The following is a 23,072-nucleotide window of genomic DNA, read 5'->3' on the forward strand; positions in this document are numbered from 1 at the left end:
GCTCAGGCGAACAGAGAGCGCCCTTGCAAACCACGTTTCTCAATCGGCAGGCTCTCTATCTGCGTCCCGACCCCGCCCGCGTGATCGTGCGCCGGTTCAAGCCGGCGACCGAACCGCGAGATCTCAATCCGACCGACAAGACGCGCGCCAATCATATCGTCGAGCGTGTTCTCAATCTCGATCCGCTGGCCGCGGCCGCCCAACTGGCGGACGTGCTGGAGAACTTCCAGGGCCGGCATCGCAACCTGCTGGAGACCTTCGAGCTCCGCGCCGACGAGATGGAGGAGGCGCTCACGGCCCACTGTCGTTTTTCCAAAGTCCAGCGCCAGCTCATCGGTGCCTACTTCATGAACGAGTATTCGTTCGAAGCGTCGGCGCTGTTCAATCCCAGCATCGTACCGCACCCTGATCAGTCGGGCGCTGCGGCGGGCAGCCTGCGCTTCATCCTCAGCCTCCGTGCCGTCGGCGAAGGACACGTTTCGTCGCTGACGTTTCGCGCCGGCACGGTCGCAACTGATGGCAGTCTTGCGGTCGATCCGACGGCTCGGCTCGCTTCAAGTCCCCAGGTGAGATGTCGGAAACCAGGACCCATCGGCGACGAGGTTGAGGTTGTGTTCAAGCCGGATCAAGACATAAGTGAACGCGTCATTTTCCCGATAACAGAATCCCAGGCGCACGGCATCGAAGACGCCCGCTTTGTCGAGTTTACCGACGGCGACCGGAAAATCTATTACGCGACCTATACCGCCTATAACGGGAGTGCGATTCGATCGGAATTGATCGAGACCAGCGACTTCCTCTCGTTTCGAATGTCACCGCTGCATGGCGCTGCTGCGCGCAACAAGGGTATGGCGCTGTTCCCGCACAGGATCGACGGCAAATACGTCATGATTGCGCGACAGGATAACGAGAATCTCTATCTGGTCTATTCGGACGACCTGTACAGATGGGAGGGCGGCCAGGCGATCTTGAAGCCGCAATATCCCTGGGAGTTCGTACAGATCGGCAACTGTGGATCGCCCATTGAACTGGACGAAGGCTGGCTGCTGCTGACGCATGGAGTAGGCCCGGTCAGGAAATATTCGATCGGCGCGGTACTGCTGGACAAACGCGACCCGTCCAGGGTGTTGGCGCGTTCAAGCGAACCGTTGTTGCGAGCCGAGCCATCGGAGCGCGAAGGATACGTTCCGAACGTGGTCTATACTTGCGGAGCAATGCGGCACGACGACCTGATCATTTTGCCGTACGCCGTGTCTGACACCTTCTCCAATTTTGCGACGATGAAGATTTCTGCGCTGATGCAGGCAATGTCCTGATCCGGGAATTGCTCGACGAGTGAAGGACAGGCCATGGCCCGCGAGACAAGCTATTTCGTTCAGGCGTTCGACGCCGGCCGGGGAGGAAGCCTGAAAGCCGATGCTCCGATCGTCTGCAAGACGGAAACGGGCGCGCGTCGCACGGCCGAGAGACTGGCGTTGAGCAAAGTGGGCGTCATTGCCTTCTCATCCGCCGGCGATCCGGAGACGGGTGACTATGACGACGAGCCGACGATTATCTTCCGGCAGGGCGCGCTGCCGCCGGCTTTCGACTGAGGTCGATCGTCGGCGCCGAAATGGCTGATGGTATCGCGCATCAACGAGGCCGACAGGGGACACTTGTCTGACAAGCAAGATCCCAACTCGCGACAGGGGATATGCCAAGGGGTGGCCGAGCAGGAAGGCGGGGCAAGAGTGTGACAACGTCGTGGAAACGCTCGAAGTTCCTTTAAACAAAGGGGTTTCAGCGCTTTAATGATCGTTGTGGAGAAGTCTCAAGAGCCGGACAAAGCTGGCCTTGGCGCGCTCGGAGAGATTCGAACTCCCGACCCTCGGAATCGAAATCCGATGCTCTATCCAGCTGAGCTACGAGCGCGTGCGCCGCCACAATAGCCATGAAGCGCACGATTGCCAGTCCTTTTCGGCAAGCAGGGGCAGCGATCCTCCATTTTTTGTTCCGCCGGGACGGTCTTTCGGGCGGCGGGGCGGTCCATCGCCGGTCGATCGTTACATCTAGAGGTGCCGCTTTAGATGTACTGCGGCGCGCTCCTCCGGCTAAGGTTTCGTCGCGATGCGAGAGGAGCTTTCGGATCGTTTGTAGTTTGTCGAGAGCTCAAGATCTTTTGTCGAAATCGGTACGCCGCCTCGCTCCTGTCGGCGGGTATCTGTTCCGTCACGATGGTTCAACGCCGAGACCACGCAGCTTCGGTTGCAACCAGCGTCACCCCCATTGACTGACGGCGAGACCTTGATCACCATCATACCGCAAGGCCCGTTAGCGGTCTGGTTTGGGAGGATGAAGATGATCTGCACGCACCGCGCCGCACGCAACGACGCCGCGTATTCTCGTCACAACTGGCAATTGCACGCGCGGCGCTCGGCTCTTCTGGGTGGCGCAATTTCGGCCGCACTGCTGTTCGCTGTCGCTCCCGCCTCGGCGCAGAAGGCGCCGAAAGGCTCGCCGGAGCATGTCAAAGCGGTCACATCAGCGGTCGACGGCAAATTCATTCGGGCCAATGCGGCGACCTCGGCTGACTGGCCGACGGTCGGCCTCGATTATGGCGAGACCCGCTACAGCAAACTTGACCAGATCAATGCCGACAACGTCAAGCGCCTCGGGCTGGTGTGGTCCTACAATCTGGAATCGTCCCGCGGTGTCGAGGCGACGCCGATCGTGGTCGATGGCATCATGTACGTCAGCGCGTCGTGGAGCGTCGTCCATGCGATCGACGTGCGCAGCGGCAAGAAGCTGTGGACCTACGATCCCGTCGTGCCGCGCGACATCGGCTACAAAGGGTGCTGCGACGTGGTTAATCGCGGCGTCGCGCTGTGGAAGGGCAAGATCTATGTCGGCGCCTATGACGGCCGGCTGACCGCGCTCGACGCGGTCACCGGCAAGAAGATCTGGGAGAAGGATACGATTATCGATCACTCCCATTCCTACACCATCACCGGGGCGCCGCGGATCGTAAACGGCAAGGTGATCATCGGCAATGGCGGCTCCGAATACGGCGTCCGCGGCTATGTCACCGCCTATGACGCCGAAACCGGCGCCCAGGCCTGGCGCTGGTTCGTGGTGCCCGGCGATCCAGGCAAGCCGTTCGAAGACGCATCGATGAAGGCGGCGGCCAAGACCTGGGACCCGGCCGGCAAATACTGGGTCAACGGCGGCGGTGGCGCCTCGTGGGATACGATCACCTTCGATCCCGAACTGAATCTCGTCTATATCGGCACCGGCAATGGAGCGCCGTGGAATCGCCGCGTCCGCAGCCCCGCCGGCGGCGACAATCTCTATCTCGCCTCGATCGTCGCGCTCGACGCCACGACCGGAAAATACAAATGGCACTATCAGGAGACGCCGGGCGACAATTGGGACTACACCTCGACGCAGCCGATGATCCTCGCCGACATCAAGATCGACGGCAAGCCGCGCAAGGTGATCCTGCATGCGCCGAAGAACGGCTTCTTCTTCGTCATCGACCGCACCAACGGCAAGTTCATCTCAGCGAAGAACTTCGTCGATGTGAACTGGGCGACCGGTTATGACGCCAGCGGCCGCCCGCTCGAGGTGGCGGAGGCGCGCTCGTCCGACAAGTCGTTCGACAGCATTCCGGGACCGTACGGCGCCCATAACTGGCATCCGATGTCGTTCAATCCCAAGACCGGCCTCGTCTACCTGCCGGCGCAGAACGTGCCGGTCAATCTCACCGGTGAGCCGAAGTGGAAGCACAATGGCAATCAGCCCGGCGAATTCGGCGGCGTGACCGGATGGAATCTCGGCTTCGGCCTCAATGTCGCTCCGCCGAAGAGCATGCCCTTCGGCCGGCTGATCGCCTGGGATCCGGTCAAGCAGAAGGAAGTCTGGCGCAAGGACTATGTCTCGCCGTGGAACGGCGGCACGCTCACCACCGCCGGCAATCTCGTTTTCCAGGGCACCGCCGACGGCCGCTTCATCGCCTACAGTGCAGATAACGGCGAGAAGCTGTGGGAGTCGCCGACCGGCACCGGCGTTGTCGCTGCGGCCTCGACCTATCTCGTCGACGGCAAGCAGTATGTCTCGGTGGCGGTCGGCTGGGGTGGGGTCTTCGGCCTCAGCCAGCGCGCCACGGAGCTGGCGAGTCCCGGCACGGTCTATACCTTCGCCGTCGACGGCAAGGCGCCGCTGCCGGCCTTCACCAGGTACCAGATGTCCGGCCTGATCTCGGGGGTGAAATACGACCCTGCTGACGTCGGTCCCGGCACGCTGCTCTACGTCTCGGCCTGCGCCACCTGTCATGGCGTGCCCGGCGTCGACAAGGGGGGCAATGTTCGCAACCTCGGCTACGTCGATCCCAATGAGATCGCCAATCTGAAGGACATCGTCTTCAACGGTCCCTTCAAGTCCCAGGGCATGCCGGACTTCACCGGCAAGCTGAGCGAGAGCGATGTCACCAAGATCATCGCCTTCATCCAGGGCACCGCTGACGCGATCCGGCCCAAGGCTGCCGATGCCACCCCGGCGGGAGCTGGCGCGACGGCCGGCTCAGCGGCGGCGACGAAGTAGCGCGCAATTCTGTGGCGCGGCGTCTTCCCGCCGCGCCGCAGATGTCTCTGCGGGCCGTAGGGTCTGCCGAAAAGAGGCGTTATTTCAAGTATTTACAGGTGGTGTGCGGCTTCGCGCCGAGGGCGCGTCATGCTTAACGATTTTCCAACACACTAACGCCAGAGTCTTGGTTATGGTCCCGCTGGTGGAGAGGATCTGACATTCGCTGCTGCCCGAAAGGGATGCGAATGTTGGAATCGGACCACCTGCCTCCCGACGCGGGCCGCATCACAGTCTTTGTGCCGAATGCCCATACGCCTTGCCGCCATCGTGATCCCGTTGATGCTTCTCGCCACCTCGGCGCGGGCCGATCTCCACATCACCCGTGATCACGGCGGCTATGTCGAGGAGTACAAGGCGAAATACGAGCATATCCGCAAGACCGGCCAGCGCGTCATCATCGACGGCATCTGCAATTCGGCCTGCACGCTGGTGTTCGGCATCGTGCCGATGAACAAGATCTGCGTCACGCCCCGCGCCAGCCTCGGCTTCCATCAGGCTTATTACGACAAGGCCTTCACCTTCGGAATCAAGGTGACGAGCTACGAGGGCACCTCCGACCTGATGTCCTATTACCCGAGCTCGGTGAAGGACTGGATCCGCCGCAACGGTGGCCTCACGACGGAAATGAAGAAGATCAAGAACGGCGTCGATCTGTGGAAGATCGTCGACCCGTGTCCTGAGGACTTCTGAGACGCCTCACACTCAGCTCAGTCGCCAGCCGTGCAAGCGGGTGGTCGAGTACGCCGTGTCACGACAACAGCGCAGGTTGCGCGATCATTGTCCGTCGGCCTGGGCCGGGCACTCGCGCGCTCAGCGCCGGATATGTGCGTAAGCGGCGAGCGCGCGCGCACGGCTCGCGGCGTGGTCGACGATCGGCAGCGGATAGGTCTCGCCGAGCTTGATGCCGGCTGCGGCGAGGTCAAGCGGCGTCGCCGTCCATGGCTTGTGGATTGCGCTGGACGGCAGCTTCGACAGCTCCGGCAGCCAGCGCGCGACATAGCGCCCTTCGGGATCGAACTTCTCGCCCTGCAGCACCGGATTGAAGATGCGGAAATAGGGCGCGGCATCGGCGCCGCAGCCGGCGACCCATTGCCAGCTTGCCGGATTGGAGGCGGGATCGGCATCGACCAAGGTGTCCCAGAACCAGGCCTCGCCCTCGCGCCAGTCGATCATCAGGTGCTTGACCAGGAACGAGGCGACCACCATGCGAGCGCGGTTGGGCATGGCGCCGGTGCGCCGGAGCTGGCGCATGGCGGCATCGACGATGGGATAGCCAGTGCGGCCGCGCTGCCAGGCGCGCAATGCGGCGACGTCGTCGCGCCAGGGAAATGCAGCGAAGCCCGTGTTCAGGTTGTTGGTCGCCAGCGCCGGATGGTCGTAAAGCAGATGACGGCTGAATTCCCGCCAGCCGAGCTCACTTTGAAACTTGTCGATGTCGCGCGCCAGCGCCGGATGCTCGGCGCCGGCAAAGCGCGCGGCATGCCAGACCTGACGCGGGCTGATTTCGCCAAAGCGCAAATGCGGCGACAGGCGCGAGGTGGCCTCGCGGTCGAGGCGGTCGCGATCCTGCGCATAGCCGGCGATCGTCGAGGTGAGGAATTCGTCGAGCCGCGCCTTCGCCGCCGCTTCGCCGGCACGCCAGACGGCGCGCAGGCCGCTGGCCCAGTCCGGATGATGTGGTTCGAGACCCAAGTCTTCGAGGCGCTCGCTTGCAAGCGCGGGCGAGGGCGGAAGGCGCGCCGGGGCGGCGAGCGGCCGTGGGGGGGCGCCGAGCGCAAGCACGCGCTTCCAGAAGGGGGTGAAGACCCTCAAACCCCGTCCATCCTTGCTGCGCAGATCGGCCGGGCGCACCAGGAGATCGCCGGGATAGCTCTTCCAAGCGCCGCCCTGGCGCGCGATCGCCGCCGCGACGTCGTCAGCAAGGCGCGCTTCGCTGGCGCTGTCGATCTCGTTCCAAAAGACCTCGCTGACGCCGGCTTCGTGCATCAGCGCGGCGATCACCTCGGGGGCGGCACCACGCCTCAGGGTCAGGCTCGCTCCGCGCGCGACAAGATCGCGTTGAAGCGCGCGCAGCGACTGCGCCAGCCACCAGCGTGATGCGCCGCCGAACGGCCGTCGCAGCGGAGCAGCGGAAGTCTCGTCGAGAATATAAAGGCAGATCAGCGGCGCGCCGCGCGCAGCCGCCGCCGTCAGCGCCGCGTGATCGGACAGGCGCAGATCGTCGCGGAACCAGACCATGACTGGGGAGGCGGGCATGCAGGAGCCGTTGCAGAGGAAGCAACAGACTGAAGGCGTCGTTCGCGATTGGCAATGGCTTGAACGCAGCTCAGTCGGACGAGGTACATCGCCACCCTCGATCGAATGCTCGAATGAAAAACGCCGGCTTTCCAGCCGGCGGTTTTCTTTTCATTTGCTCGGCGAGGAGCGTATTACTTCGGCTGCGGCACGATGCGCAGGTACGGCTTCGGCGCCTTCCAGCCGTTCGGATAGATGCTCTTGGCCTCCTCGTCGCTCACCGAGCCGGCGATGATCACGTCCTGACCCTGCTGCCAATCGGCCGGGGTGGCGACGCGGTGCTTGGCGGTGAGCTGCAGCGAGTCGATGGCGCGCAGCAGTTCCTGGAAATTGCGGCCGGTGGTCATCGGATAGGCCAGCGCCAGTTTGACCTTCTTGTCAGGGCCAACGATGAAGACGGTGCGCACCGTGGCGTTGTCGGCGGCGGTGCGGCCTTGGGCGCCGCCGGCGGTTTCCGCGGGAAGCATGCCGTAGAGCTTGGAGACGTGCAGGTCGGTGTCGCCGATGATCGGATAGTTCGGCGCAGCGCCCTGCGTCTCCCTGATGTCTTCCGCCCACAGCTTGTGGTTTTCGACCGGGTCGACGCTGAGCCCGATCAGCTTGACGCCCCGCTTGTCAAATTCCGGCTTGAGGCGCGCCAGCGCGCCGAGTTCGGTGGTGCAGACCGGGGTGAAGTCCTTGGGATGGGAGAACAGCAGGGCCCAGCCATTGCCGATCCAGTCGTGAAACTTGATGCGGCCCTCGGTGGTCTCGGCTTCGAAATCCGGCGCGGTGGCGCCGATGGTGAATGCACTCATGTCCGCCTCTCTTATTTATTCAGGTATTCAGGTTGATGAACCCTCGATGAATGTATAGCGCCGCTCTGCGGCGACCGGAACGGGGGCGGCAAAAGGACAATAAACTTGCCTTGGATTGGCCGTTTTAAGCATGGCTTTGCTGCCATAGCGTTCCTGGTAACAACATCTTCCCAGGGTCGTGACTTGCTGCCGCGAATTCTCCCCGGTCACGCCTCATCGCCGCCGGCCGCGGTTGGGATCACCTGAACCCCCGCGATGGCGCAGGCGACTTAACCGTAATCTGTCGCATTGCCGCGGTGGAAAACACGTTTTGTTAACCTTTGATTCATGGGCAGCATGGAAATGCTGGTCCGTGAAGCAGTGAATGAGAAGTCTTATGTCTGCCCTTGCAGGAAGCCTTGCCGACCTGATCGATACCATCGAGACCTCGCCTGTCGCCGATCGCGACATCACGGCCCGCGCGCTAGCCTATGTCCGCGACGGCGTGCTGACCGGCGAGGGGCCCACCACGGCCGGCCGGGTCCATTTCTCGCGCTCGCTCGACCGGGACGACGCCGCCTGGTGCGAGCGCATTCTCACCGCAACCGCCGTCGCCCGGCAGCCGGTGAGCCGTGCCGAGGCCGAGGCGCTGTTCCAGATCGATGCGGCCGCGACCGAGCGGGTCGATAATGGCCGGTTTGACGATCTTCTCGCCAAAGCCGTGGTGCATCATGCCGCTGCGGCGTCGGGTCTGCCGGTGCCGCCGCGCGCGGTTGCCCTGGCCCCCGACACCGCCATCGAAAGCTGGGCGCCGGCGCGGGCCGCCGACATCAGCGTCGATGTGCTCGAATGGATCGCGGCGCAGATGCGCGGCAAACGTCACGGCAACCGCAAGCTCGGCGCGATGGTTGCCGGCCTGGCGGGAGCGGCCGCGGCGCTGCCGCTGGCGCAATCGCTGCCCGCCTTTACCGACCTCGCGCTCTGAACCTCACCGTTTCGGACGGACTCGGCGAATTGCCAACATGAGAAAAGGCGGTCCAGAGGGCAGCCTTTTTTCAGTTCAGCGCTGGGTCGACTTGCCGCCGGCATCGAGCCCGACGGTGCGGTCGGGGAAGCCGGCGACATCGTAGTAGCGCTGCGAGCGTATGCGCTGGAAGTGCAGCACGGTGCGCAGGCCGTTTTCGGCGCGAACGCCTGCCAGGGTGCCGGTGAAAGCGCGCGGCGTTGCGCCATTCGGCATTGCCTCCGTGATCACCCGACCGACCAGTTCGCCCTTGGCCGGCGGCTTGAGGTCGAGCAGGCGCGCCAGCGTCATGCCGACGTCTGCATTGCTCACCGGCAGGTTGTCGACATAGCCGGCCTTGAAGTCCGGTCCGATCGCCGCCATGAAATTCTGGGTGTCGGAGCGGGCGAAATTGCCGTGCATGCCCTGACCCTGCTGCAGGCGCGTGTCGGAGACTTCGACCGTGCACAGCACTGGTTGTTCGCAGCCGGTATCATAGCTGCGGAAATTCACCACGATCGCGGGGTGCGGCGTGCGCGCCTTGCCTTTCAGGCTGATCGACGACAACCGCAGCGTGCCCGGGATTGGCGCGAGATCGTCATCGACGAAGATGCCGCTGACATAGTCCTGCTCCAGCAGTGCCGCAACGATCCGGCGCGCCAATCGGCGGTCCTTTCGGCCGAGATAGATCAGGTCCGAACCGCCATTGGCGGCGACCACGACCTCCGGCTTGGCCGGGTCGGTGCCGATCAGGCCATTGCCCAAACGCGGGTAGGCATTGGCCTCGATCTTGGTATTCTTGCTGTCGGGGTCGAACAGCGGCAGGGCAAGCGCCTTGGCGAGGTCGAGCGCGACGAAGCCCGGCGGCAGCGAGTCCGGACGGACGTCGCTATAGCTTGCCTTGGCGGCAGCGCTGGTCGCGCTTTCCTTGGAGATGGTCGAGAAGCCGTGGTCTGCCGAGACGACGATGTTGGTCGAGGCCTCGAGACTGAGATCCTTGAGCGCCTGGCGCAGCTGGGCGAGGTTGTCGTCCGCATTCTTGATCGCAGCAAGGGAGGTGGGACCGTTGATGCCCGGCGTCACCGCGCCGAGACTGTCGCCCTGGTTGTGCTGCGAGCCATCGGGGTCGCGCGACCACAGCACCAGCACGAAGGGTTTGCCGCGCGCCTTGAACATCGGCAGGATTGCCTTGGTCACGGCGTCGGTAAAGAACTTCTGCTGGGTGGCGTTGGCGGTGGTGGTGCCCGCGGTCTTGAAATCGCCCGCCTTGCCGTTGTCGCCGCGCGACGGTGCCGCAGTCGGCAGGCCGGCGGTGGTGAGCGCGGACTTGATCTCGTTTGAGAGGGGAATGCCCGCCGGCGTGCCGGTCTGGTCGTCGATGGTGATGGTGGCGCCGCCCGTGCGCTCGGTGTGATCGAACATCAGCGCCGGGCCGAGCTTGCCGACCGCGGCGGTGGAATAGCCGGCGCTGCGGGCGAGTTTGAGGACGGTTTCCTCGTTGAGGTAGTTGCCGCCGAAATGCTCGTCGATGTCGCCGAGCACCGGATCATTCTCGATGAACGGCGTCACGCTGCCGCCCGACGGGCCGACCGGATAGCCAGTATAAATCGTGTTGCTGAAGACGCCGCTGTCGCCGAAATAGTGGCCGGCGGCCATGGCCGAGGCGTTCGGCATGGTGAAGGTCGGAAACAGCGAATGGGAATTGGCGAAATTGACGCCCTTGTCACGCAGCTCCGCCATCGCCGGTGCGGTCTGCGGCGTGACCTTGAGCGCCCGCAACCCGTCGGGCACGAAAAGGATCACGTTGCGTCCCTGGCCGGCATCGGCCGGGGCCGCGGATACGACCAACGTCAAAAGCCCTGCAGCAAGGCTGAGGAGCCGCATATGCATCAATTTCTCTTTCCCGGTTGGCGGATTTTCACGCTATAGGGGGGCGGTGTGATGGAATTGTTACAGGAGCCCGTGCGGCGCCAGTCGGCAAATTCCGTGCGGGGGATAACGCCAACTCGATTTGCCAAAGAAGAGCGCATGTTCAAACGGATCCTGATCGCCAACCGGGGCGAGATCGCCTGTCGTATCATGAAGACCGCTCGCCGCATGGGCATCGAGACGGTCGCCGTCTATTCGGAGGCGGACAAGGATGCGGTCCATGTCGAAATGGCCGATGAGGCCGTGCTGATCGGCCCGCCCCAAGCCGCTGAAAGTTATCTGCAGATCGCACGCATTGTCGAGGCCTGCCGTCGGACCGGCGCCGAGGCGGTGCATCCGGGCTACGGTTTCCTGTCCGAACGCGAGGCCTTCCCGCGGGCGCTGGCCGATGCCGGCATCGTCTTCATCGGCCCCAATCCCGGCGCCATCGCCGCCATGGGCGACAAGATCGAATCCAAGAAGGCCGCGGCCAAGGCCAAGGTGTCCACTGTGCCGGGCTATCTCGGCATCATCGAGGATGACGCTCATGCGGTGCGGATCGCCGATGAGATCGGCTATCCGGTGATGATCAAGGCCTCCGCCGGCGGCGGCGGCAAGGGCATGCGCATCGCCCGCAGCAAGGCCGAAGTCGCCGAAGGCTTCAAGCTGGCTCGCGCCGAGGCCAAGGCCTCGTTCGGCGACGACCGCGTCTTCATCGAGAAGTTCATCGTCGAGCCGCGCCATATCGAGATCCAGGTGCTCGGCGACAAGCACGGCAATGTCATCTATCTCGGCGAGCGCGAATGCTCGGTGCAGCGACGCAACCAGAAGGTCATCGAAGAGGCGCCGTCGCCCCTGATCGACGACGCGACGCGCCGCCAGATGGGTGAACAGGCGGTGGCGCTCGCCAAGGCGGTGCATTACGACAGCGCCGGCACCGTCGAATTCGTGGCCGGGCAGGACAAGAGCTTCTATTTCCTGGAAATGAACACCCGTCTGCAGGTCGAGCATCCGGTGACCGAACTCGTCACCGGCATCGATCTCGTCGAACAGATGATCCGTGTTGCGGCGGGCGAGCGGCTCACCATCTCGCAGAGCGAGGTGGTGATGACCGGCTGGGCGGTGGAGTCGCGGGTCTATGCGGAAGATCCGCTGCGCAACTTCCTGCCCTCGATCGGTCGCCTGGTGAAATACCGGCCGCCGGCGGAAGTCAGCCGCGACGGCATCACCGTGCGCAACGACACCGGCGTCGAGGAGGGCGGCGAGATCTCGATCTATTACGATCCGATGATCGCCAAGCTCGTCACCCATGCGCCATCCCGCGCTGCGGCCATCGAGGCGCAGACGGCGGCACTTGATGCATTCTACATCGACGGCATCCGTCACAACATTCCGTTCCTGTCGGCGCTGATGCATCACCCGCGCTGGCGCAAGGGCGAATTGTCCACCGGCTTCATCGCCGAGGAATATCCTCAAGGGTTTCACCTGCCTGAGCCAGACGGGTTGTCGGCGCAGCGCATCGCCGCGGTCGGCGCCGCCGTCGACCACATCCTCGGCGAGCGCAAGCGGAAGATCTCGGGCCAGATGCCCGGCCGCGCCGTATTCCGCGAGCGACGCCGGGCGGTGTGGCTCAATCGCCAGGAGTTGGCGCTCGACGTCGCCCGCGACGGCGAGGCCATCGTGGTCCGCTTCATCGAAGCCTGCGGCGCGGTCGGCGCGGCGCATCATCTCGTGTCCGACTGGACGCCCGGCGACGGCGTCTGGCACGGCAGCTTCGACGGCCGTCCGATCTCGGTCCAGGTCCGCAACATACCGAACGGCTTCCGTCTCGCGCATCACGGCTTCGAGGTCGAAGTTCGGGTGTTCACCGCAGGCGAGGCCGAGGCGGCGCGGCTGATGCCGATCAACAGCGGCAGCGACACCGGCAAGAAACTGCTCTGTCCGATGCCGGGCCTCGTCATTTCCATCGACGTCGCCGAAGGGCAGGAGGTCAAGGCCGGCGAGACGCTGGCGGTGGTGGAAGCCATGAAGATGCAGAACGTGCTGCGGGCCGAGCGCGACGGTGTCGTCAAGACGGTGCATGCCAAGCCGGGGGCGACGCTGGCGGTCGATGCCCTGATCCTCGAATTCGCGTGAGGCTGTCATGATCGTGCAGGAGCGTCGCGAGGCCTTCCGCGCCGTTCTCGCCGGCCGTGCCGTTGTACGGCCCGGCTCTGTCTACGATGCGCTGTCGGCGCGCATTGCCGAGGACCTCGGCTTCGAGATCGGGATCCTCGGCGGCTCTGCGGCCTCGCTTGCCATCCTCGGCGATCCCGACCTCGTGCTGATCACCTTGAGCGAACTCGCCGAGCAGGTCCGCCGCATCACCCGCGCCGGCCGTCTGCCGGTGATGGTCGACGCCGATCACGGCTACGGCAATGCGCTCAATGTCCGCCGCACCGTGCAGGAACTCGAGGCCGCCGGCGCCGCGGCGCTCACCATCGAGGATACGCTGCTGCCGCAGCACTACGGCGAGGCGAAGCCGCAACTGATTTCCCTCGATGAGGGCGTCGGCAAGATCGAAGCGGCGATCGACGGCCGCAACGATCGCTCGCTCGTCATCTTCGGCCGGACCGGCGCCGCTTCGATCACCTCGCTGGACGACGCCATCGTCCGCGCCAGGGCTTACGAGGGGGCCGGCGTTGATGCGCTGTTCTTCACCGGGCTCAGGCGCCGCGATGAACTCGCTGCCATCGCCGCGGCAACCCGTCTGCCGATCATGCTCGGCACCGTCGACGGCGATCTCGACGACGACGCCTTCCTCGCCGCCCACCGCGTCCGCATCGCCAATCAGGGCCATGCGCCGATCGCCGCTGCGATCGCGGCGGTCCATGCCACGCTCAAGGCGCTGCGCGAGGGCAGGAAGCCGAAGGACCTCGCCGGGCTGCCCGCGGCGGAGCTGACCAGGCAGGTGACGCGCGAGGCCGAGATGAAAGCGCGCGTCGCCCGGTGGCTCGGTGGCCGGCCATGACGGCGGGCGGCCAGGGCGGCGACATCATCCGCCACCTCGAGGTTCGCGGCCGCGTGCAGGGCGTCGGTTATCGCGCCTTCGTCGCCGGCATCGCCCAGGACCATGATCTCGCCGGCTGGGTCCGCAACCGCCGCGACGGTTCGGTCGAGGCCGCGCTGGCCGGATCCGAAGAGGTCGTCGGGGAGGTGATCGAATCGCTTCGCCGCGGTCCGCCGCTGGCCAAGGTCGCTTCCCTCGAAGTCCGCACAGGTACGCAGGCACTTCTTGACCTGCGGCCGCGCGGCGAATTTTTTGCCGTACTTCCAACACTTTGATCGGCTCTGAGAGGTCGGCGGGACCGGCCATGATTGACGTTGCCGGACCAAGACTTATTTTTAGGGCGATGAAACCGGTCGGCACCATGCTCGGAATGATGGGCGCAGCGGTCATGCTGATCGCGCTGCTCGTTGCGCCGTCATTGGCCGAGGCCCATGCCGACCATCATCATGCAGCGCCGGTTGCTGCTGGTCCTGCGCCCGTCGCGCCGTCCGGCCATCATATGCTCGCCGACAAGAACGTGGTCGCCGCGATCGTCGCCGATCAGATGCCCGACCGCCAGGAGGGGCCCGCTCGGGTTGCTCACCATCACATCCAGCCCCCCCAACAAGTGACGGCCCGTGCCGAGACCGCGGCCGATCAAGGCGCCGGGCTTGATCACTGCATGGTGGGCTGCTGCGTCGGCGCCAACTGTGCCGGCTCGTCCGCGGTCGCGACAGCGGCGTCGCCGTTGCTGCCGCCGCAGGCGGCTCTGAAGCTCGGTGTAGCGGATAGCCGGCCGATGGCCAGCCTGCCTGCCGACGGTCCGCGCCGGCCTCCTCGATCCTTCGTCTGAACGAACTCACGGCCGTTGCCCATTGCGATGCTCGCAATGCGCCACGCCGCGCGAACACTCGTTTCAAGGTGAAGGATTCCATCCATGTCATCCCGGTTTGCTGCTGCGCTGGTCGCGGTGGTGGTGACGATCGCATCTGCGATCGGAACGACACAGGCCCATGAGGGCCATGACCATCAGGACGAGGCCCCGGCGGCGGTCGCCACCGCAGTCCCGGCGGGCGCGGAAAGCGCCTCCGATCAATTCGAGCTGGTGGCGCTGCCGCGTGGTGGCGGCCTCGATATCTATCTCGATGCCTACGCCACCAACGCCCCGGTGGAAGGCGCTTCGATCGAGATCGAGACCCCCGAAGGCGCACGCAAGGCGCAGGCCGCCGCCGGCCAGCCCTATCGGCTTGAAGGTGAGTTTCTCAAGAAGCCCGGGCATTACGATCTGATCGCCACGGTCCAGGCCGCCGGCACCACCGACGTTCTGCCATTGAGCATCGGTGTTCCGGAGCCTGCCGCGGGTGCGCCGGCGCAGCTCGCACTGGCGAGCACGACGATCCTCCAGCCGCTCGCCGCAGTGATGCTGGGCATCGGCATCGTGCTGGGGCTGGCGCTCGGCCGCATCCTCTGGCGACGCGGCGCCGCCATCCTCGCGCTGGCGTTGCTCGCAGGTGTGATCTTGGCGCCGCGGCAGGGCTTCGCCCACGGCGGTGAGGATCACGGTGACGATGAGCACGGCGGCGTGGCCGCGGCCTCGGTGGCGGGGCCGCTGGCACGGCGGCTGCCGGACGGCAGCATCTATGTGCCAAAACCGCTGCAGCGGATCTTCGAGGTCCGTACCGTGATTGCTGCGAGCGGCAGCCATCGCCGCGCCATCGAGCTGCCGGGCCGCATCATCCCCGATCCGAATGCCAGCGGCTTCGTCCAGGCTGCGATCGCCGGTCGGCTGTCGCCGCCGCCCGGCGGCTTCCCGCGTCTCGGCACGCAGGTGAAGGCTGGCGACGTGCTCGCCTATGTCACCCCGCCGCTCCAGGCCATCGACCGCTCCGACATGCGCCAGCGCCAGGGCGAGCTCGACCAGCAGATCGCCATCGTCGAGCGCCGCGTGGCCCGCTACGAATATCTCGTGCCGAGCGGCGCGGCGACGCAGACCCAGCTCGAAGAGGCGCGGCTGGAGCTGCAGGGCCTGCGGGATCGTCGCACCTCGCTCGATCGTGCCCGCCGCGAGTCCGAGGCGCTGACCGCGCCGGTCTCCGGCATCATCGCCGACGGCAATCCGGTGGCGGGGCAGGTGGCCCAGGCCAACGCCGTAATCTTCCAGGTCATCGACCCCAACAAGCTCTGGGTCGAGGCGCTCAGCTATGACGCCGTCGCGGATACCATGGCCGCCAGCGCGCAGACCTCGTCCGGCGCGACGCTGCCGCTGTCCTTCCGCGGCGCCGGCTTCGCCGATCGCAGCCAGAGCGTGCCTGTCCATTTCGCCATCGACGGCGAGGCGGGCGGCCTGCGCGCGGGCCAGTTCGTCACCGTGCTGGTGAGCAAGCCCGACGAGCGCAAGGGCATCGCCCTGCCGCGCACCGCGGTGGTGCGCAACGCCAATGGCCAGGACTTCGTCTTCGACCACGTCGGCGCCGAGCGCTTCGAGGCTCGCCCGGTGCGGGTCGAGCCGCTTGACGGCGATCGGGTGCTGATCCTCGCCGGTCTCGAGGGCGGCCGTCGGGTGGTGGTGCAGGGCGCCGAACTCCTCAATCAGGTGCGGTGAGGGCGCGATGTTCACGTTTCTCGTCACCCAGTCGTTGCGCAACCGCTTGCTGGTCCTGGCGCTCAGCGTCGCGCTGATCATCCTCGGACTCGTCACCATTCAGCGGCTGCCGGTCGATGTCTTCCCCGACCTCAACCGGCCGACGGTCACCATCATGACCGAGTCGGAGGGGCTGGCGCCGCCCGAGGTGGAGCAGCTCGTCACCTTTCCCATCGAGACGCAGATGAACGGCGTGCCCGGCGTCAGCCGGGTCCGTTCGGTGTCAGGCGTCGGCCTGTCGATCGTCTACGTCGAATTCAACTGGGACACCGATATCTACCGCAATCGCCAACTCGTCGCCGAGAAGCTGGCGGCGGCCCGCGATCAGCTGCCCGCCAACACGGTGCCGCAGCTCGGACCGATGAGCTCGATCATGGGCCAGATCGAGCTGGTGGCGCTGAGCAGCGACCGCCTGTCGCCGATGGAATTGCGCGAGATCGCCGATTTTACCGTCCGACCGCGGCTCCTCGGCATTCCCGGCGTCGCCCAGGTGATCCCGATCGGCGGCGAGGTCCGGCAGTACCGGGTGGCACCGCAGACCGCGGCGATGCGGGCGCTCGGCGTGTCCTATGATCAGGTCGAGCGGGCGCTGGCGCAGTTCGGCACCAACAGCGGCGGCGGTTTCACCGACCTCAATTCACGCGAATATCTGATCCGCAACATCGGTCGCAGCACCAGCCTCGACGATCTGCGCAATATCGTCGTCACCAAGATCGGCGGCCGGCCGGTCTATCTCAGCCAGGTCGCCAGTGTGGCCTTCGCACCCAAGACCAAGCGCGGCGATGCCGGCTATCAGGGCAAGCCGGCGGTGATCGTCTCGGTGGAGAAGCAGCCCAATGTCGATACCATCACGCTGACGAGGTCGCTGGAAAGCGCGCTGACCGAACTCTCGCGCAGTCTGCCCGCGGGCGTGCAGGCCGACCAGATCCTGTTCCGTCAGGCCGATTTCATCGAGACCTCGATCCACAATCTCCAGCGCGTGCTGGTCGAAGCCGCCATCGTCGTCGCGGCGGTGCTGTTCGCCTTCCTGCTCAACTGGCGGACCACGGCGATCTCGCTGATCGCCATTCCGCTGTCGATCCTGACAACCGCCGTGATCTTCAAGCTGGCGGGGCTGTCCATCAACACCATGACGCTGGGCGGCCTCGCCATCGCCATCGGCGAACTGGTCGACGACGCGGTGGTCGATGTCGAGAACATCCTGCGGCGGCTGCGCGAGAACCGCACTGCCGTACGCCCGCGACCGGTCTTCGACGTGGTGGTTTCGGCATCACAGGAGGTCCGTTCGGGCATCGTCTACGCCACCATGATCATCGTGCTGGTGTTCCTTCCGCTGTTTGCCCTTGGCGGCATCGAAGGCCGCCTGTTCACGCCGCTCGGCGAGGCCTACATCGTCTCGATCCTGTCGAGCCTTCTGGTCTCGATCACCCTGACGCCGGTGCTCGCCTATTATCTGCTGCCCAAGCTCAAGGGCAGGGCGGAGCATGACGGCGCGCTGGTTCGCGTGCTCAAGCGCGGCTACGCCCGTCTGCTGTCGGCGGCGCTCGGCCACGGTCGCATCTTGGTGGCCGGTGCCGGACTTGCGGTAGCGCTGGCGGTCGCCGGCGCCTTCACGCTGCCGCGGGCCTTCCTGCCGCCGTTCAACGAGGGCAGCTTCACCATCAACCTGTTGTTCAACCCGGGCGTCAGCCTCACCGAATCGAACCGTGTCGGCCTGATCGCCGAACGGCTCATCCTCGAGGTGCCTGACGTCGCGGCTGTCGGGCGGCGGACCGGCCGCGCCGAGCTCGACGAACATGCTGAAGGCGTGCACTCCTCGGAGATCGAGGTCGAAATGCGGCCGACGACGCGCGGCAAGCCGGAGATCGTCGCCGACATCCGCAGCCGCCTCGCGCTCCTGCCGCTCGCCGTCAATGTCGGTCAGCCGATCTCGCACCGGCTCGACCACATGCTGTCCGGCGTCCGGGCGGAAATCGCGCTGAAGGTCTTCGGCGACGATCTCGACGCTCTGCGCAGCACCGCCGAGGAACTGCGTGGCCGTCTGGCCCGCATTCCAGGCATCGCGGACCTGCAGGTCGAGAAGCAGGTGCGGATTCCGCAGCTCGAGATCCGGGTCGACTACCAGCGCGCCGCGCTTTACGGCGTGCAGCCCGGCGCCATCGTCGACTATCTCAGCCGGCTCTCCAGCGGCCGCGTCGTCAGCCGGGTTGTCGACGGCTATCGCCGCTTCGACGTGGTGATGCGGCTGCCCGACAGCGCCCGCACCACGGACAAGCTTGGCGACCTGTTGATCGAGACGCCGTCGGGCTGGATTCCGGCGCGCCAGCTCGCCGACATCAAGGAAACCGACGGGCCCAACCAGATCCTGCGGGAGAACGGTCGCAGGCGGCTTGTCGTCCTTGCCAATACAGATGGCCATGCCGACATGGCGCAGATCGTCAAGGCGATCCGGGGCGAGGTCGAGAAGACGAAGTTGCCCGAGGGCTATTTCACCAGCCTCGAAGGCACTTTCCAGGCCCAGGAAGAGGCGACGCGAACCATTGGCGTCCTTTCGGTGGTCTCGCTCGCGCTGATCTTCGCCATTCTCTACAGCCGCTACCGGTCGGTGGCGCTGTCGCTGATCATCATGGGCAATCTGCCGCTCGCCCTGATCGGGGCGGTGATCGCGCTCTATCTCGCGGGGCAGCCGCTGTCGGTCGCCAGCATGATCGGTTTCATCACCCTGACCGGCATCGCCGCGCGCAACGGGATCCTCAAGATCAGCCACTACATCAACCTGTCGCTGCAGGAAGGCGTGCCGTTCGGCCGCGAGCTGATCGTCCGCGGCAGTCTCGAGCGGCTGACGCCGGTGCTGATGACGGCGCTGTCCGCCGGCGTTGCCCTGGTGCCGCTGCTGTGGGACGCGGCGACCCCGGGCAAGGAGATCCTGCATCCGGTCGCGGTGACGATCTTCGGCGGGCTGATCAGTGCGACGCTGCTTGATTCCTTCCTGACCCCGGTCCTGTTCGCCCGCTTCGGTGGGCGGGCGATCAAGCACCTTGCGCCGCTGGCCGAACCGGCGAGCGGTGCCGCGCGTCCGGCGCAGGCATTCTGACCATCACCCTCGCTTGTCGAACAAAAAGGAGAACCGACCAATGAAATCGCCCCCTGTCCTCGCTGCCGCCATCCTGCTCGCCATGTCGGCCGCGGCGCTCGCCCACGCGCCCAAGATCGGCGTCAATGGCGGGCCGCAGAGCAATGCCGGTCCTTATCACATGGAGCTGATCGCCAAGGAGAAGTCGCTCGATGTCTATCTGCGCGATCACGGCGACAAGTCGGTAGCGACGGCGGGCTTTGCCGGCACCGCGATCTTCGTCATCGACGGCAAGTCCGAACGGATCGAGCTCAAGCCGACCGGCGACAACCGCCTGACCGGCACCGCGTCGGTGGCGCTGCCCAAGGAGCCGGCCGGCGTGGTGCGCGTGACCATGCCGGGTGGCGGCTCCGCCCAGGGCCAGTTCAAGTGATGACGGCTGTTCGACTGAACGCCCGCTTCAACTGAACAGGCGCCGGTGATCGGCGTTGCGGCTCCGAGGTGGGCTGCGGCCCCGGTCGGCGGCGGACGTTCAAGAACAGGAGGAGCACATGATGAAGAGCAGGATTACCATCACGGCCATTGCACTGATGCTGGGCGCCGGCGGTGCCTTTGCCCTGTCCTCTGAGCACCAGCACGAACATCAGGCGCCGGCGCAAACCCAACCTCAATCCCAGGACGAGACCAAGGACCATCCTAAGGACCAGTCGCAGGTCAGGGACAACGCCGTGCCGGATCAGTGCCGCGCCGCGATTCAGTCGATGCCGCGTGGCTGCATGGAGATGATGCAGCGCATGGGCGGCATGATGGGCGGTGGAATGATGGGCGGCGGTGCTGGTGGCGGAGGCATGATGGGGGGCGGCAATCGCGGCGGCATGACGGGAGGAGGGGCTTCCCCCAGCGCCGCCGATGCCGGCGCTTCGACATCGACCAGGGCGTATCTCGCAGCGGTGGAGAAGATGCATGGTCCGATGACGGAAGGCGTCAAGGCGTCCGATCCCGACGTTGCTTTCGTGCGGGGCATGATTGCCCATCACGAGGGGGCGATCGACATGGCGCGCGTGGTGCTGGCCTATGGCAACGATCCCCTGGCGAGGACCTGGGCGGAACAGACGATCCGGGAGCAGCAGCATCAGATCGACGAGATGCAGGCCTGGCTTACCAAGCAGCAGAAGTAGGACGACTTGGCCTGGCGTGAGTTGGCCGGGAGCTGATTCATTTTCTGCCGTCGTCCCTCGCAAAGGCGGCGCGCCGACCCGGCCGACTGGTTCGCCGGCGGCTCGTCGCTTGCCGCCCAGGGGCTCGCCAGCTTCTGGCTCGACATCCGCATCGTCGACGGTACCAACACCAAGGACGAGAAGGCCGATTATGTCGCCGCGGTGTTCCGCGCCATGGCGGAGCTGCTCGGGCCGCTGCGCCACGAGAGCTATGTCCATGTCCACGATGTGCGGGCCGATGCTTATGGGTTCGGCGGTCTGACCCAGGAGCGGCGCTATATCGCCCGCAGGCTCGGCAGCAACCCAGGCCGGCCGGCGGCCTGATCAGGCAGCCGACGGGGCGTCCGCGCGCCGGGTGGCGCCGAAGATCTCCTCGAAGGTCTGGCGCAGCGCCACGTCGACGTCGGGCAGGGTCACCGGCAGGCCGAGGTCGACCAGGCTGGTGACGCCATAGCGCGGGTCGACCACGCCGCAGGGCACGATGCCGGCGAAGTGGCCGAGGTCCGGCTCAACATTGATGGCGATCCCATGGAACGCCACCCAGCGCCGCAGCCGTACCCCGATGGCGGCGATCTTGTCCTCGAAGCCCGGCCCCTTGTCCGGGCGGGCGACCCAGACGCCGACCCGGTCCTCGCGCCGCTCGCCACGGACGTTGAAGGCGGCGAGAGTGCGGACGATCAGCTCCTCGAGCGCGGCCACATAGCCGCGCACGTCGGGCCGGCGGCGCTTCAGGTCGAGCATCGGGTAGACCACCCGCTGGCCGGGGCCATGGTAGGTGAATTGGCCGCCGCGGCCGCTGGCATAGACGGGGAATCGCTGCTCCAGCAGATCGCCCGGCCGGGCGCTGGTCCCGGAGGTATAGAGGGGTGGATGCTCCAGCAGCCAGACGAGTTCTGGGGCCTTGCCCTCGGCAATCGCCGCAGCGCGCTCCTCCATCACGGCCAGCGCCTCGGGGTAGGCGACCGGGCGGTCGGAGATCCGCCATTCGACCGGCTCCCCCAAAAGGCGACGGAATACAGTCAGGTCAAGCTCTTGGCGGCCGTTAACCATCCGCTAACCATTCCCATGTTGATTCAATCCGGTTCCCTCAGGCGAGTCCCGGATGCGCCGTGCCAACCCTCGATAAAGTTTCCGTCGATCTCATGGTCGTGCTGGGCACGACCACGATGCCCATCCACCAGGTGATGCGGCTGAGCCGCGGCGCCATCATCGAGCTGGATGCCAGCGAGCAGGATGAGGTCAAGGTCCTGGCCAACAACCTGCCCATCGCCAGCGGGGCGGTCGTGGTCAATCGCAACCGCATCGCCGTCGAAGTCAAGCAAATGTTGCCCAGGACGCCGGATACAAGGTGAGGGGAAAGGCTATCGGGGGCCTTGTCGCCCCCGATCCGATTTGTTACACGAGCGCCGGCTGATCCGGCGCTTGGATTTTTCCGGCGCTCATCCCACGCGGTCGTGGCGGAATTGGTAGACGCGCTGCCTTGAGGTGGCAGTGAGTAAAATCGTGGAGGTTCGAGTCCTCTCGACCGCACCAATTCAGTTTGGCGCGACTTTTCAACAGTTTGGAACTGGTGTCGTGTCTCGGTATCGAGCACAGCTGTGGCGCGTCGGCTGACCGCGGGCAGCGCTGTCGTTGCTTAGGCTTGAGCACGACTGGCGGCCAGCTTTCATCCAATCCCCCTTATCAGCCGCAACCGCCGGTCGATCCCAGCTTCGTTCCGCCGCCCGCCGTCGGCGGCCCACGGTCGCAGCTCCATTCGAGACCCAAGCCCTGCCAGCGAACACGACCGGCAACATCGCACGTGAGGTTGTAGCCGCAGCCTGTCGTTGCGACGGTGTTGTCCTGCGCGTGTCTCGTCTCCGAGTGACCGCTTCCTTTTGCCGCAAGCGTCGACGGTCATTGGGAGACGTAAGGGCCGCGCTCTGCCGCAGAGAGAGTAGGCAATTGCGAGACGCTGCACTTGCGGCGATAACGCCTCAAGCGTTATTCGCTGCGGCCTCGGGCGAGCCAGCCGCTCTCCCCTGACCTCGGAACGGATGAATAGGGCTGGGGACGGCCACGGCCAGTATCGGCAGAGGGGGATCGGACCGAAGATGATGACCGTTCTCAGCTACATCTACCGCTTCGTCGCCAACTTCATTTTCCTGGCGATGGTCTATTTCAGCCTGAACTTCCTCGAAAAATACGAGCAGCGGGCGACCGTCGCCATTCTGGTGCTGGTCTATGTGATCATGCGCACGCTCTCGACGCTGCGCTCGTTCTATTTCTACCAGCGCATCGAGCGTCTGGAGATCGAGGCCCGCCGTCTCGCTGGTCTCGTCAAGGGCATCGACAATCCGCGTCGGCCACTCATCGTCGAGGTTTCGGAATTGCGCCGTTATGGCGAGATCATCGCCTATATGGACCTTTTGTTCCTGTGCCTGATCGTGTTGCTCTGCCTCGCCAAGATCATCCGCGCCTGAGGGGCCGCGCGAGACGCCTCGCGCGCGAGGCGCGTTGCATCAGTCAGTC

Annotated in this window: 19 protein-coding genes, 2 tRNA genes and 1 pseudogene; 17 read left to right on the forward strand and 5 right to left on the reverse strand. The window is 65.4% G+C overall.

The window, feature by feature from the left end; translation table 11 throughout:
- The first annotated feature begins 23 nt into the window (after positions 1 to 23).
- Positions 24 to 1,316, forward strand: a complete 1,293-nt coding sequence (locus DB459_RS19520; RefSeq protein ID WP_253706898.1) for a glycoside hydrolase family 130 protein — start codon at positions 24 to 26, stop codon at positions 1,314 to 1,316.
- A 33-nt stretch (positions 1,317 to 1,349) separates the two neighbouring features.
- Positions 1,350 to 1,592 (forward strand): hypothetical protein, encoded by a 243-nt coding sequence (locus DB459_RS19525; protein ID WP_253706899.1) that lies wholly within the window; start codon positions 1,350 to 1,352, stop codon positions 1,590 to 1,592.
- Between the two features lie 242 nt (positions 1,593 to 1,834).
- Here the strand turns inward: DB459_RS19525 and DB459_RS19530 are convergent.
- Positions 1,835 to 1,911 (reverse strand) — tRNA-Arg (locus DB459_RS19530).
- 426 nt (positions 1,912 to 2,337) lie between these two features.
- On the opposite strand from DB459_RS19530, the gene DB459_RS19535 reads away from it, so the two are divergent.
- Together DB459_RS19535 and DB459_RS19540 are read left to right on the forward strand one after the other, a co-directional pair.
- Complete coding sequence (locus DB459_RS19535; RefSeq protein WP_253706900.1) at positions 2,338 to 4,578, forward strand: PQQ-dependent dehydrogenase, methanol/ethanol family; 2,241 nt, start codon at positions 2,338 to 2,340, stop codon at positions 4,576 to 4,578.
- A gap of 285 nt (positions 4,579 to 4,863) precedes the next feature.
- Complete coding sequence (locus tag DB459_RS19540; protein WP_253706901.1) at positions 4,864 to 5,310, forward strand: hypothetical protein; 447 nt, start codon at positions 4,864 to 4,866, stop codon at positions 5,308 to 5,310.
- A gap of 120 nt (positions 5,311 to 5,430) precedes the next feature.
- On the opposite strand, the gene DB459_RS19545 is transcribed toward DB459_RS19540, so the two are convergent.
- Positions 5,431 to 6,876 carry a deoxyribodipyrimidine photo-lyase gene (locus tag DB459_RS19545; protein WP_253706902.1) on the reverse strand — a complete coding sequence of 482 codons (1,446 nt, stop codon included), beginning with the start codon at positions 6,874 to 6,876 and terminating at the stop codon, positions 5,431 to 5,433.
- A 173-nt stretch (positions 6,877 to 7,049) separates the two neighbouring features.
- The gene (locus tag DB459_RS19550) at positions 7,050 to 7,712 is read right to left on the reverse strand and encodes a peroxiredoxin (RefSeq protein ID WP_253706903.1); all 663 of its coding nucleotides are present in this window, start codon (positions 7,710 to 7,712) and stop codon (positions 7,050 to 7,052) included.
- Positions 7,713 to 8,088: 376 nt separating this feature from the next.
- Here DB459_RS19550 and DB459_RS19555 point away from each other — a divergent pair, with 376 nt between their 5' ends.
- Entirely contained in the window at positions 8,089 to 8,676 is a 588-nt protein-coding gene (locus DB459_RS19555; protein WP_253706904.1) for a hypothetical protein, read from the forward strand.
- A gap of 75 nt (positions 8,677 to 8,751) precedes the next feature.
- Here the strand turns inward: DB459_RS19555 and DB459_RS19560 are convergent, their stop codons facing one another.
- Positions 8,752 to 10,584, reverse strand: a complete 1,833-nt coding sequence (locus DB459_RS19560; protein ID WP_253706905.1) for an alkaline phosphatase family protein — start codon at positions 10,582 to 10,584, stop codon at positions 8,752 to 8,754.
- A gap of 138 nt (positions 10,585 to 10,722) precedes the next feature.
- Here DB459_RS19560 and DB459_RS19565 point away from each other — a divergent pair, with 138 nt between their 5' ends.
- The 9 genes and pseudogenes from DB459_RS19565 to DB459_RS19605 form a co-directional block, all read left to right on the forward strand.
- Complete coding sequence (locus DB459_RS19565) at positions 10,723 to 12,738, forward strand: acetyl/propionyl/methylcrotonyl-CoA carboxylase subunit alpha (protein WP_253706906.1); 2,016 nt, start codon at positions 10,723 to 10,725, stop codon at positions 12,736 to 12,738.
- A gap of 7 nt (positions 12,739 to 12,745) precedes the next feature.
- Entirely contained in the window at positions 12,746 to 13,612 is an 867-nt protein-coding gene (locus tag DB459_RS19570) for an oxaloacetate decarboxylase (protein ID WP_253706907.1), read from the forward strand.
- A complete protein-coding gene (locus tag DB459_RS19575; RefSeq protein ID WP_253706908.1) occupies positions 13,609 to 13,926 on the forward strand; it encodes an acylphosphatase in 318 nt (105 codons plus the stop codon). Before DB459_RS19570 ends, DB459_RS19575 begins: the two co-directional genes overlap by 4 nt.
- 86 nt (positions 13,927 to 14,012) lie before the next feature.
- The gene (locus DB459_RS19580; protein ID WP_253706909.1) at positions 14,013 to 14,483 is read left to right on the forward strand and encodes a hypothetical protein; all 471 of its coding nucleotides are present in this window, start codon (positions 14,013 to 14,015) and stop codon (positions 14,481 to 14,483) included.
- An 84-nt stretch (positions 14,484 to 14,567) separates the two neighbouring features.
- Positions 14,568 to 16,232 carry an efflux RND transporter periplasmic adaptor subunit gene (locus DB459_RS19585; RefSeq protein WP_253706910.1) on the forward strand — a complete coding sequence of 555 codons (1,665 nt, stop codon included), beginning with the start codon at positions 14,568 to 14,570 and terminating at the stop codon, positions 16,230 to 16,232.
- Between the two features lie 7 nt (positions 16,233 to 16,239).
- On the forward strand, positions 16,240 to 19,365 hold the full coding sequence (locus DB459_RS19590) for an efflux RND transporter permease subunit (protein WP_253706911.1): 3,126 nt from the start codon (positions 16,240 to 16,242) through the stop codon (positions 19,363 to 19,365).
- Positions 19,366 to 19,405: 40 nt separating this feature from the next.
- On the forward strand, positions 19,406 to 19,777 hold the full coding sequence (locus tag DB459_RS19595) for a hypothetical protein (RefSeq protein ID WP_253706912.1): 372 nt from the start codon (positions 19,406 to 19,408) through the stop codon (positions 19,775 to 19,777).
- A gap of 121 nt (positions 19,778 to 19,898) precedes the next feature.
- A complete protein-coding gene (locus DB459_RS19600; RefSeq protein WP_253706913.1) occupies positions 19,899 to 20,522 on the forward strand; it encodes a DUF305 domain-containing protein in 624 nt (207 codons plus the stop codon).
- Between the two features lie 72 nt (positions 20,523 to 20,594).
- Positions 20,595 to 20,885: pseudogene (locus DB459_RS19605) on the forward strand (4-oxalocrotonate tautomerase family protein); the annotation flags it as partial.
- Here the strand turns inward: DB459_RS19605 and lipB are convergent.
- Positions 20,886 to 21,611, reverse strand: coding sequence for a lipoyl(octanoyl) transferase LipB (lipB, locus tag DB459_RS19610; RefSeq protein WP_253706914.1), 726 nt, complete (start codon positions 21,609 to 21,611; stop codon positions 20,886 to 20,888). It abuts the pseudogene before it with no gap.
- A gap of 59 nt (positions 21,612 to 21,670) precedes the next feature.
- On the opposite strand from lipB, the gene DB459_RS19615 reads away from it, so the two are divergent.
- From DB459_RS19615 to DB459_RS19625, 3 genes are all read left to right on the forward strand, one after another.
- Positions 21,671 to 21,913, forward strand: coding sequence for a FliM/FliN family flagellar motor switch protein (locus DB459_RS19615; RefSeq protein WP_253706915.1), 243 nt, complete (start codon positions 21,671 to 21,673; stop codon positions 21,911 to 21,913).
- A gap of 96 nt (positions 21,914 to 22,009) precedes the next feature.
- Positions 22,010 to 22,094, forward strand: a tRNA-Leu gene (locus DB459_RS19620).
- 563 nt (positions 22,095 to 22,657) lie between these two features.
- Positions 22,658 to 23,023: a hypothetical protein gene (locus tag DB459_RS19625; RefSeq protein ID WP_253713636.1), complete on the forward strand. Its 366-nt coding sequence runs from the start codon at positions 22,658 to 22,660 to the stop codon at positions 23,021 to 23,023.
- Positions 23,024 to 23,072: the final 49 nt, after the last annotated feature.

The organism is Bradyrhizobium sp. WD16 (assembly GCF_024181725.1).
In the GTDB taxonomy this organism is placed as follows: Bacteria; Pseudomonadota; Alphaproteobacteria; order Rhizobiales; family Xanthobacteraceae; genus Bradyrhizobium_A.

Coding starts and splice junctions, on each gene's coding strand:
- lipB (WP_253706914.1), bottom strand. CDS start 21,611: ATGGTTAACGGCCGCCAAGAGCTTGACCTGACTGTATTCCGTCGCCTT.
- DB459_RS19625 (WP_253713636.1), top strand. CDS start 22,658: ATGACCGTTCTCAGCTACATCTACCGCTTCGTCGCCAACTTCATTTTC.
- DB459_RS19525 (WP_253706899.1), top strand. CDS start 1,350: ATGGCCCGCGAGACAAGCTATTTCGTTCAGGCGTTCGACGCCGGCCGG.
- DB459_RS19540 (WP_253706901.1), top strand. CDS start 4,864: ATGCCCATACGCCTTGCCGCCATCGTGATCCCGTTGATGCTTCTCGCC.
- DB459_RS19580 (WP_253706909.1), top strand. CDS start 14,013: ATGCTCGGAATGATGGGCGCAGCGGTCATGCTGATCGCGCTGCTCGTT.
- DB459_RS19535 (WP_253706900.1), top strand. CDS start 2,338: ATGATCTGCACGCACCGCGCCGCACGCAACGACGCCGCGTATTCTCGT.
- DB459_RS19600 (WP_253706913.1), top strand. CDS start 19,899: ATGAAGAGCAGGATTACCATCACGGCCATTGCACTGATGCTGGGCGCC.
- DB459_RS19560 (WP_253706905.1), bottom strand. CDS start 10,584: ATGCATATGCGGCTCCTCAGCCTTGCTGCAGGGCTTTTGACGTTGGTC.
- DB459_RS19585 (WP_253706910.1), top strand. CDS start 14,568: ATGTCATCCCGGTTTGCTGCTGCGCTGGTCGCGGTGGTGGTGACGATC.
- DB459_RS19570 (WP_253706907.1), top strand. CDS start 12,746: ATGATCGTGCAGGAGCGTCGCGAGGCCTTCCGCGCCGTTCTCGCCGGC.
- DB459_RS19545 (WP_253706902.1), bottom strand. CDS start 6,876: ATGCCCGCCTCCCCAGTCATGGTCTGGTTCCGCGACGATCTGCGCCTG.
- DB459_RS19590 (WP_253706911.1), top strand. CDS start 16,240: ATGTTCACGTTTCTCGTCACCCAGTCGTTGCGCAACCGCTTGCTGGTC.
- DB459_RS19565 (WP_253706906.1), top strand. CDS start 10,723: ATGTTCAAACGGATCCTGATCGCCAACCGGGGCGAGATCGCCTGTCGT.
- DB459_RS19595 (WP_253706912.1), top strand. CDS start 19,406: ATGAAATCGCCCCCTGTCCTCGCTGCCGCCATCCTGCTCGCCATGTCG.
- DB459_RS19550 (WP_253706903.1), bottom strand. CDS start 7,712: ATGAGTGCATTCACCATCGGCGCCACCGCGCCGGATTTCGAAGCCGAG.
- DB459_RS19555 (WP_253706904.1), top strand. CDS start 8,089: ATGTCTGCCCTTGCAGGAAGCCTTGCCGACCTGATCGATACCATCGAG.
- DB459_RS19575 (WP_253706908.1), top strand. CDS start 13,609: ATGACGGCGGGCGGCCAGGGCGGCGACATCATCCGCCACCTCGAGGTT.